Annotated in this window: 8 protein-coding genes; all 8 read right to left on the reverse strand. The window is 52.9% G+C overall.

Going from position 1 to position 9,398, the window contains the following annotated elements; all coding sequences use genetic code 11:
• Positions 1–7: 7 nt before the first annotated feature.
• Complete coding sequence (gene ompL, locus EHN13_RS20845; RefSeq protein ID WP_048214041.1) at positions 8–700, reverse strand: porin OmpL; 693 nt, start codon at positions 698–700, stop codon at positions 8–10.
• Between the two features lie 66 nt (positions 701–766).
• Positions 767–2,188: an MFS transporter gene (locus EHN13_RS20850; protein WP_124022006.1), complete on the reverse strand. Its 1,422-nt coding sequence runs from the start codon at positions 2,186–2,188 to the stop codon at positions 767–769.
• Between the two features lie 46 nt (positions 2,189–2,234).
• The gene (locus tag EHN13_RS20855; protein WP_124022007.1) at positions 2,235–3,617 is read right to left on the reverse strand and encodes an MFS transporter; all 1,383 of its coding nucleotides are present in this window, start codon (positions 3,615–3,617) and stop codon (positions 2,235–2,237) included.
• A gap of 45 nt (positions 3,618–3,662) precedes the next feature.
• A complete protein-coding gene (locus EHN13_RS20860; protein WP_124022008.1) occupies positions 3,663–5,699 on the reverse strand; it encodes an alpha-glucosidase in 2,037 nt (678 codons plus the stop codon).
• Positions 5,700–5,747: 48 nt separating this feature from the next.
• Positions 5,748–6,590 carry an aldose-1-epimerase gene (locus tag EHN13_RS20865; protein WP_124022009.1) on the reverse strand — a complete coding sequence of 281 codons (843 nt, stop codon included), beginning with the start codon at positions 6,588–6,590 and terminating at the stop codon, positions 5,748–5,750.
• An 18-nt stretch (positions 6,591–6,608) separates the two neighbouring features.
• The gene (yihS, locus tag EHN13_RS20870) at positions 6,609–7,850 is read right to left on the reverse strand and encodes a sulfoquinovose isomerase (RefSeq protein ID WP_124022010.1); all 1,242 of its coding nucleotides are present in this window, start codon (positions 7,848–7,850) and stop codon (positions 6,609–6,611) included.
• Between the two features lie 14 nt (positions 7,851–7,864).
• Complete coding sequence (yihT, locus tag EHN13_RS20875; RefSeq protein WP_003028656.1) at positions 7,865–8,740, reverse strand: sulfofructosephosphate aldolase; 876 nt, start codon at positions 8,738–8,740, stop codon at positions 7,865–7,867.
• 19 nt (positions 8,741–8,759) lie between these two features.
• Positions 8,760–9,398: sulfolactaldehyde 3-reductase (gene yihU, locus EHN13_RS20880; protein ID WP_124022011.1), on the reverse strand; the 639-nt coding region annotated here is incomplete at its 5' end.

Consider the following 9,398-nt stretch of genomic DNA (forward strand, 5'->3'; position numbering starts at 1 on the left):
AGCAGCATCAGAAGAAATACTTTGCCCCAACACGAATCTGGTTTTGTTCGCGATGATAGGGTTCAACATTGCGATCTAACCAGCGTAATTCCAGGTAGGGCAACCAGTGTTCATTGATCCGATATTTAAAGGTATTGGTAATTTCCCAGTGATGATCTTTTCCGTTGCTGCTATTGAAGTCATTGACTCGCATAAAATAGTGCGGTTCAAAGGTATAGGAAAATTTATCGGTAATGGCAAAGTTCCAGTAGTTACCTATTTCATAGGTATCATTATTATCCAGGTCGCCGTTCAGGTCGGTTGAACTGTAGTTATTATGGTTATATCGATTACGCACGGTAAGATTAAACCATGGTGTAAATTTATAGTTAACATCCAGATAAACAGCACCGCCTGAGCCAATACTCTTATCGTTTATTAACCCGCCTGGCTGGATTGTTAATTTATCTGTCGGTTTAAATAACGGATACCAGCCCTCTATTTCGTTATAGCCGTGTTTTAGCTCATCCTTGCGTTGCATCGTGTAGGTGTTGGTGAGCATGATGCCCGCACCCATATCAGAGTTATAGCCGACGCGCATCATGACCTCTATTTGATCTGACGCCAGGTTATATGCTTCGCGGTTTTCTACATAGGCTCCAGCGAAAGCAGAGGTTGATACCACAGAGGATAAGAGAATTATTGTCGTTAATTTTTTCATGATAAATCCATTTTTTAAGCGTAGGGAGGCCGCCATCCATTAGGATGGAATAGGCGGCTATTATTTTTATACGTTTACAGCAGAGGTATTCTTTTTATTGGTAACCGGGTCTGGTTGGATATTATTTTTCTTCCGTTGGCTGATTTCCTCAATAATAAAAGCAAAACGTGTTTCGTTGAGCTTATAAAAGAAGCCCATCGTGAGTGCTGCAATAATTGCAAGTCCGCAAGGCCAGAGAAAAATAAGTTGACGCAAACCGAGCAGGGTAGCATCGCTCTGGACTATGTTGGGGATATAACCGATTTGTGTCAGCATAATCCCAGGCAGGAAGCCTGCGAGCGCCGCGGAAATTTTGCGTGAAAAGGTATAGCCCGTATATACCGAGCCTTCCGCACGGATCCCCGTCTTCCATTCGCCATAATCGACCGTATCTGGAACCAGCGCCCAGTTCAGGCTGTTAACAAAAGCGGTTCCGAAGAAGGCCATGCAAGAAAACATCACGAATAAAAATGACGTGCTGCCCCAGAAAAAGTTCAGCACATCGCCGATTGCCCATAGCGCCAGACCGCCAAGGTAAACCTGCTTTTTACCAAAACGTTTTACGGCTGCGGGCACCAGCAGTACCCCAAGCAGAATGCACCCCATGCTGAAGAAACCCATCCACGACAGCAGATGTATATCGTTGAGCACGTACTGGGTGTAATACACCTGAATTGCCAGCTTAATGTTGAATGCCGCCAGCGTGCACAGGTTGGCGACACACAGCACCAGCAGCGGAGGGTTACGGAAAATGGCGCAAAACGACTTGAGAATACTGGGTTTATGGTGATCCGGCACGATTTCGATATAGCGTTCCTTCACACCGCTAAAGCACCACCACATACTGAACAGTCCGCAGACAGAGAAGAGCAGTGCGGCAATCAGATAACCCAGCGAAGGCGAACTGACAAATAGCGCCTGAATCGGCATAAAGCCAACGGTACACAGTAACAGACCTACGGTAGCGCCGCCCTGACGCCAGGCGGCGAGCTGAGCGCGTTCATGTGGATTTTTAGTAATTGCAGGCACCATCGCGCCGTAGGAACAGTTCATCAGGCTATAGAACAGGCCGAACAGCATGAACAACACCGTTGCCAGCCCGGTTTTCACCGTCAGCGTAAAGCCTGTCGCTAAAAACTGCGCGCTGGCGACGACGGCGACAGGAAATGACGCATACAAAATAAAGGGTCTGAATTTCCCCTTTGCGCCAATATTACGCCTTGAGTCCAGCAACACGCCGGTCAGAATATCGGTGAAGGCGGTGAAGAACTTCGCTACTAAAAAGATAATCCCACCGTACCAGGCCGGCATCCCTAGTTCATCGGTATAAAATTTAAGCAGATACAGCGTGCCGATACACAGCATCAAATTTGAGCCGAAGTCACCCACTCCGTAGGCGAATTTTTCACGTAGGCTCAGTTTTAGCGTTAGCGGATCATGAAAAGACATAATCGCTCCTCAATAGCGCCCCGTAGAGCGCTATTCATTATTATTATCAAACGGTTTGTTTACGCGCTTCTATCTCTTCAACGATGCGGACATACATCTTCTCGTTAAGGTTGTAGAAACAGCCCATAGCTACAATGGTGATCACCGCCAACGCGCAGGGATAAATAAAGATCAGCTGGCGCAATCCTTCGACCGTACTGGCAGATTGCACTACGTTGGGGACATAGCCGATTTGCGTTAGCATCCAGCCGGGGAAGAATCCCGCCAGCGCTTGTGACACTTTACGAAAGAAAGTGAAGCCGGTGTATACCGTTCCTTCCGAACGAACGCCGGTACGCCATTCGCCATATTCCACCGTGTCGGAGACCAGCGCCCAGTTCAGGCTGTTGACGAATGCTGAGCCGAAGAATGCCAGACAGGAGAAGGTGACAAAGCTGACTGAGCCGCCGCCAAAGAAGTAGTTCAGCAGATCACCCGCGACCCAGATCAGCAAACCGCCGATGTAGACCTTTTTCTTGCCGAAACGCCTGACCATTCCCGGCATTAAGAAGACGCCGATGAAGATACAGCCCATGCTGAAAAAGCCCATCCAGGAAAGGAGGATCGGGTCGTTCAGTACGTACTGGGTGTAATAGACCTGAATCGCCAGCTTGACGTTAAACGCGCCAAGTGTGCAAAGGTTGGCAACGCACAGAATAAACAGCGGGCGGTTACCTGCGATGGCGCGGAAGGATTGCAGCAATCCCGGTTTTTGCGCGGCATCAACGGGTTTCACTTCCACGTAGCGTTCTTTTACCCCGGCATAGCACAGCCACATGAACAGCAGGCCGAACAGAGAGAACAAGGTGGCGGCGAAGATATAGCCCAACTGAGAGTTGCCTTCGATCAGGTTCATTACTGGCACAAAACCGACGGTGCACAGCAGCAGGCCAAGAGTGGCTCCGCCCTGTCGCCAGGCAGCCAGCGAGGCGCGTTCGTCCGGGTTTTTGGTGATCGCGGGGACCATCGCACCGTAAGAGCAGTTCATCATACTGAAGAACAGTCCGTACAGCATAAACAGTACCGTTGCCATCACCGTTTTACCGGTGACTTCAAATGGTGTACCGACAAAGTTCGCAATCGCCAGCAGCGTCACTGGAAATGCGGCATACAGAACGAACGGGCGGAATTTGCCTTTCGGGCCGATTTTGCGGCGCGAGTCGAGCATAACCCCAGTCCCCATATCGGTAAACGCGGTAAAAAACTTGGCGATAAGGAAAATGATACCGCCATAAGTTCCAGGTAAACCAAGAACATCGGTATAAAACTTGAGTAAATAGAGCGTACCTATGTCCAGCAGGATATTGGAACCTAAATCACCCATCCCATAGGCGAGTTTTTCTTTGAACGGCAAGCGTAGGGTTGCCGGATTAGAAGAGGTCTGACTCATTATTATTCTCCATGTGCCCGTGAGTCTCCCCACGGGCGAGCCGTATTAGATGTTGCGTAAAGTGGCAAACAGTGACGCCCATTCACTCTTCGCGCGATAAAACACCGGAGGCTTGCCAATAGGCGCATCCACGGTAATTTCACCGCCCTGGTAAGTTTCCCCGGTCCAGACATTTATCCAGCTATCTTCCGGCAGATACAGGGTCCAGTCGGACTTGCCTTGTTCGTGAACCGGCGCAACCAGCAGATCTTGTCCCAGCAGATACTGATATTTCAGGGTATAGGTCCGCGCATCGTCTTCGTAATGCAGGAACAGCGGGCGCATCACCGGCAGACCGGTAGCGCTGTTTTGCGCGACGGCCTGTTTGAGATACGGTTTCAGGGTGGTAAACACGGTGGTCATTTGTGCAAAGTGGGCGATGGTTTCAGCATCACCATCAAACTGCCAGTTATCGCCTGGGCGGTTACCTTCGTGGGTGCGCATCATCGGCGTGAAGGCGCTGAAGTCACACCAGCGCAGCAGCAGTTCTTTGCTGCGTTTCATGTCAAACAGGGTGGTGTAGCCGCCGATATCGCTGTGGTGCAGACCGTGACCGGTCATCGCCAGCGACAGCGCCGCAGGAACGACGGAAGCCAGACCGTCGTCAAGGCTCCAGTCCACGTTCTGATCGCCCGCCCACATCATGGTGGAGTATTTCTGGCTGCCGGTGTAACCCGCACGCATAAAGAACAGGATCTCGCCGAGTTTGCCGGTCTCCTGTAGCGCTTCGTAGTTACATTTCGCCCACAGTGCGGGCCAGGCGTTGTGCATGATCTCGGCGCTGACGCCGTTGTGCAGATACGTATCTGTCGGCAGGTATTCGCCAAAATCCGCCATCCAGCCGCCGCAGCCCAGTTCGATCATGTTTTTCTTGATGACCTCTTTGAACCAGTCGTAGGCTTCCGGGTTGGTCAGATCGACCACGCCGCCGTAAAACTCGCCAAACTCTACGAGGTAATCGCCGCCGGATGCATCTTTCGCCAGATAACCGTGTTTGGCCGCTTCGGCACAGAGATCTTTATCGCTGGCAACATACGGGTTGATGTAGGAGAGGAACTGCACGCCTTCTTCTTTCCACTGCTTAATACGGCTATCCAACTGCGGATAATTGTCGCTGTTCCATTTCCAGTTCCACATCACGCGCTTGCCAAAGGAGGTCATGCGGATCCCGGACCAGTCCTGCGCCCAGATGCCGTTTACTTTCACGCCTGCGTTACGCATGGTGTCCAGTTTGCTCTGGCAAACCTCAGTACCGCCCTGAATACCGAGCGTGACGCCATCGTAGATCCAGTCCGGCAGCTCCGGCTGACGACCCAGCAGAGCAGTCAGTTTTTCCAGCAGAGAGATGTAGGTGTCAGCGCACTCAAAACGCAGGGTGGTTTTGTCCTCCCACAGCGCCAGTTCATGATACTCCGGCGCGCTGAAGTCGAAATTCATATAGCAGCTGTTATCAACGTGGCAGTAGTACTTCTGCGTGCTGACGAAGGTCGGTTGTGGGAAGAAGGTCCAGTAGTAGTCGCCACCGGCGTTCTCTTTACAGTCGGCTTGCCAGGTGACATAGCTGTTTTTGTTGCGGCCCACGCCCTGTTCGCTGGTCCACAGCGGGAACGGCTTACCGCGTAAGTCGAAATAAGAGAACTGTTCGCCGCAGCCGTAAATATGATCGTCCGGGTTAGCGGCCAGACGTAGCCAGATGCGGTTATGGTTGAGATCGCCGTTGTGCAGATCCAGCTTCAGGCGGCCCAGTTCATCGGTGGAAATATGCAGCGTGGCGTTGATGGTATCACCGCGGCTGAAATGCACCCGCCAGCCGTCAGGCGACTCGCTGACCGTGGCGTCGGTCAGGGCAATTTTCTCATTGAGCTTGTCTTTAATGCTGAAGTTGCCGCGAAACATATCGATATCGGCAACACCCGCGCCGATCCACAGGCAGGGCGTTTCTGTGCTGTGGCGTAAAATCAGGCGTTGGTGGTACGTTAAAGCAAATCCATCAGGTAATGATTTGAGTTCTAAGGCGGTTGACCGTTGTTGTAGCGAATTCATTATTGTCTCCGTAAAAATAGGGTAATTCGGTAATTTGTCGGAAATCTGTTATTCACTGCCGATTAAAAAATGCATCTGATGTTGTTCTCCGGGCGCGAGATGAATCAGGCTAATTCCGGAGTTAAAGGCGTCGGGCGGGCAGGTCATCGGTTCTACCGCCAGGCCGCGCCTTGCTAATTTTTCGCCGGTATACACTTGCAGCCAGGGCTGGTGGCTGCGTAAAAAAGTGGACATGTTTTGCGCTGGGCTGGTCATCCTGACTTCCCACTCAGCGCCAGGTGGCAAAGTCCTGAACGTATGATCGATAGCGGTCTGCGCAATGCGTTGCGGCTTGGTGAAATATCGTTCATCACATGTTTCTTCACTCACCGGGAGTGTTAATTCACAGTCATCAATAGGTTGCAGATTGCAGGTCAAATAGGGATGTGCTCCCGCGCCATACGGCGCGATTTCATCACCCACATTCTGTGTGCGGATAAAAACTTGCAGTCCACGGGTTGCCTCCAGTCGGTAAATCACCTCTGAAACCAGCGCGAAGGGATAACCATAAGAAGGCGGCAGAAAAATCGTCAGCGACACTTCCGATGCCGACTGCTGGTTAATCTGCCAGTCCCGCCAGGCCAGTAACCCATGAATGGCGGTATGTGAAACCGAGTCGTTAACGGCAAGCTGGTAATCCTTGCCGTTATAGTGATAGCTGCCGTCTACAACGCGGTTTGGCCAGGGGATTAACACTTTCCCCAAGTGTGCCAGCGGCATTTCTTCCGGTTTGTGGGGAATAACGATATGACGCCCACGGTGCGTCAATTCCGCTAGCCCAGCGCCAACCGTGACGATTTTCGCCTGGTAGTGTCCGGCCTGAAGATGAATGGTTTTTCCACCGCTATGCATGGCAGCCCACCTTGTTACTTATTTAGCGTTGATATCCAGCAGACCGGCGGCAACAGCCGGAGCAAGGCCCGGAGCCAGCGGCAGACGTGGGATCACCAGGCAGTGCAGCAGGTGATAAATATCCTGCTTGCCGTCCCAGACTTTGGTGGTCACCTTGTTATCGGTGTCCAGCTCCTGCCACCATGAACCGGTCTCGTAATCCATCAGGTAGGTGATGCAGTAATCCCACCATTTCTGGTACCAGGCTTCGTACTGGCTGTCGCCTGTGAGGGTGTACAGGGCGTAGGCGGTACCCATCGCTTCGACTATCGGCCAGCGCACTCTTTCGCGAACGATCGGTTTGCCATCCCAATCCACCGAATAGACAAAACCGTCTGCGCCGTCCGGTGCCCAGGCGTCGCGGATAGTGGCGTGGAAAAGTCCTTTTGCATCTTCCAGCAGCCAGGCAGGAGGCGTTTCGAAGCGAGCTTCCAGCGCGGCATGTAGATGCAGCATCAGGCGGCCCCACTCGATCCAGTGACCCGGCGTGCCACCGTAGGCGCGGAAACGGTGAGCTGGGTTGTCCTTGTTGTAATCGCGGATTGGATTCCACTGTGAATCGAAGTGTTCATTGACGCGGTACTCCCCGCTACGGGCCACGTCGTGAATAATCACCGAAGCGATACGCAGTGCGCGATCGAGCCATTTACGGTCATGAGTCACGTCATACACGATCAGGAAAGCCTCGACCGCGTGCATGTTAGCGTTGCCGCCGCGATAATCTTCTGTCTGGCTGAAGGCTTCGTCCCAGGACTCCAGGCACATTTGTTCGTCTTCGCTCCAGAAGTACTTCTCAATCACCTCTATGGCGTCATCCAGCAATTTTCTGGCCTGTGGATGACCGGTAGTGACCGCGCTTGCCGCGCCAAGTAAAACGAAGAAATGCTGATAACCCTGCTTGGAGGCATCCATCACGCCTTCGTCATTGACGCAGGCGTACCAACCGCCGTAGCGTGTGTCACGTAGCGCGCCGTTCAGCGCCTTAATGCCGTGGTCGACGAGTTGATATGCACCTGGGCGACCCATAGAGGCGGCAACGGAATAGACGTGCAGCATGCGGGCGGTGATCCACAGATGTGTTCCCATATCCGTTCTGACCTGACCACTGTTTCCCAGCCAGCCAAATCCAGTAGGGACAGCAGCATTTTTACCAAAGTTAAAGATGCGATCGGTTTCCTGTTCCAGCCAGCGGTTGTGGCTTAGGGTGTTAAACCATTTCATGCTTTGATCCTCTATTAGCGGCGGGCCATCATTTCGTCGACGATATCGCCCAGACGCTGCAACTTCGGTGCGGAAACATCACGCAGCATCAATTCGGTATCCGGCAGGCCCACAACGGAGGACCAGACCGCACGCCCGGCCAGGAAGCCGGATGCGCCTGCGGTCATTGCTACGCTGACCGCGCGTGGGAACAGTTTTTCATCCACACCAGAGGAGAGAATGACCCACGGCATGTTGATGTTTTCATTCAGGCGCTGAGAGGCGCTAAGCAATTCCTGTTGGGTTCCTTTGCCGTACAGCGGCATTTCGACCTTGTAGAGATCGGCACCGCTATCGCCCAGCTCTTTCGCGGCATCGATGATGGCCTGTTCACGGCAGAACTTATCGCCACGACGCGGTGGGCGAACAACCGGCTCGATGATGCTCAGCAGTCCATTGGAATGGCATAGCTCATTGAATTCTTTCACCATGTCCAGACGCTGTTGGGCATCTTCATCGCTACGCCACAGCACCAGCAGTTTGAGAGCCTTGGCACCATCTTGCTTCACAGCCTGCGGGTTGATTTTTTTATCAATCACTACGCTATCGACCGGAATTCCGTTACCCGGAATAAACTCATCAGCGGCCACAATCATGGCGCAGCTTTTGGCTACCGCGTTTTGCTCTACAACCTGGCGGTAGCAGAACTGCTGATCGACCAGAATGGCGGAGGCATAGGGGGACAGGATCTTTGCCGCATTGACTTTGAAATCGGTCAGCACGCTGTCATTGACCGGGGATTTTGCACCCGCAGCGGCAAACATTAAGCGCATGGCTTCGCGCTGATCGACCGCCAGCATGGCAAAACCGCCGGAAGCTCGGGTGATATCTTTCAGGGTATACTTCGTCATTGTTCAGTCCTTTTACGTATCAAAATTGGTTGTTTAGCCCGGCGGATGCGCGAACCTGCTCAAGAATGGCCGTCCAGTCTTCCCGGCCACGGCCAGCGGCGCGTGCCTGGTTATAGACTTCGCGGGAGGCGGCACCGAGCGGCATCGGCACATGTAGTTGGTTGGCAACGTCCAGCGCGATGCCAAGATCCTTGTGAGCTAAATCGATCATGAAGGCCGGGGAAAGATCGCCTTTCAGCACTTTGTTCGGCCAGGAGGTAGTGAAGTGGCCTTTCCCGGCGGGAGTGCCGCTCATGACTTGCAGGGCCACATCGAAGGAGAGGCCGAGCGCTTCGCACAACACGGCGGCTTCAGCAGACAAGGCGTTTAACGCGATGCTCATGTAGTTGTTGATGAGCTTGACGCGAATGCCCATACCGGGGCCGCCTGCGTTGATCAATTCATTACCCATCGCCATCAGAACCGGTGTGGCGCGTTCTACCTGCTGTGCCGTTCCACCTGCCAGCAGCAACAGCGTTCCTGCGATAGCGTGATCGGAGGTACGTCCAACCGGGCAATCCATCATGTCGAAGCCTTTGTCACGCATATCGGCGATCAGTTTGTCGGTTTGCAGTGGGTGAATAGTCGACATATCAATCACTAATGCCTGCGGGGAGAG

The sequence above is a fragment of the Citrobacter youngae genome, assembly GCF_003818115.1.
In the GTDB taxonomy this organism is placed as follows: Bacteria; Pseudomonadota; Gammaproteobacteria; order Enterobacterales; family Enterobacteriaceae; genus Citrobacter; species Citrobacter youngae.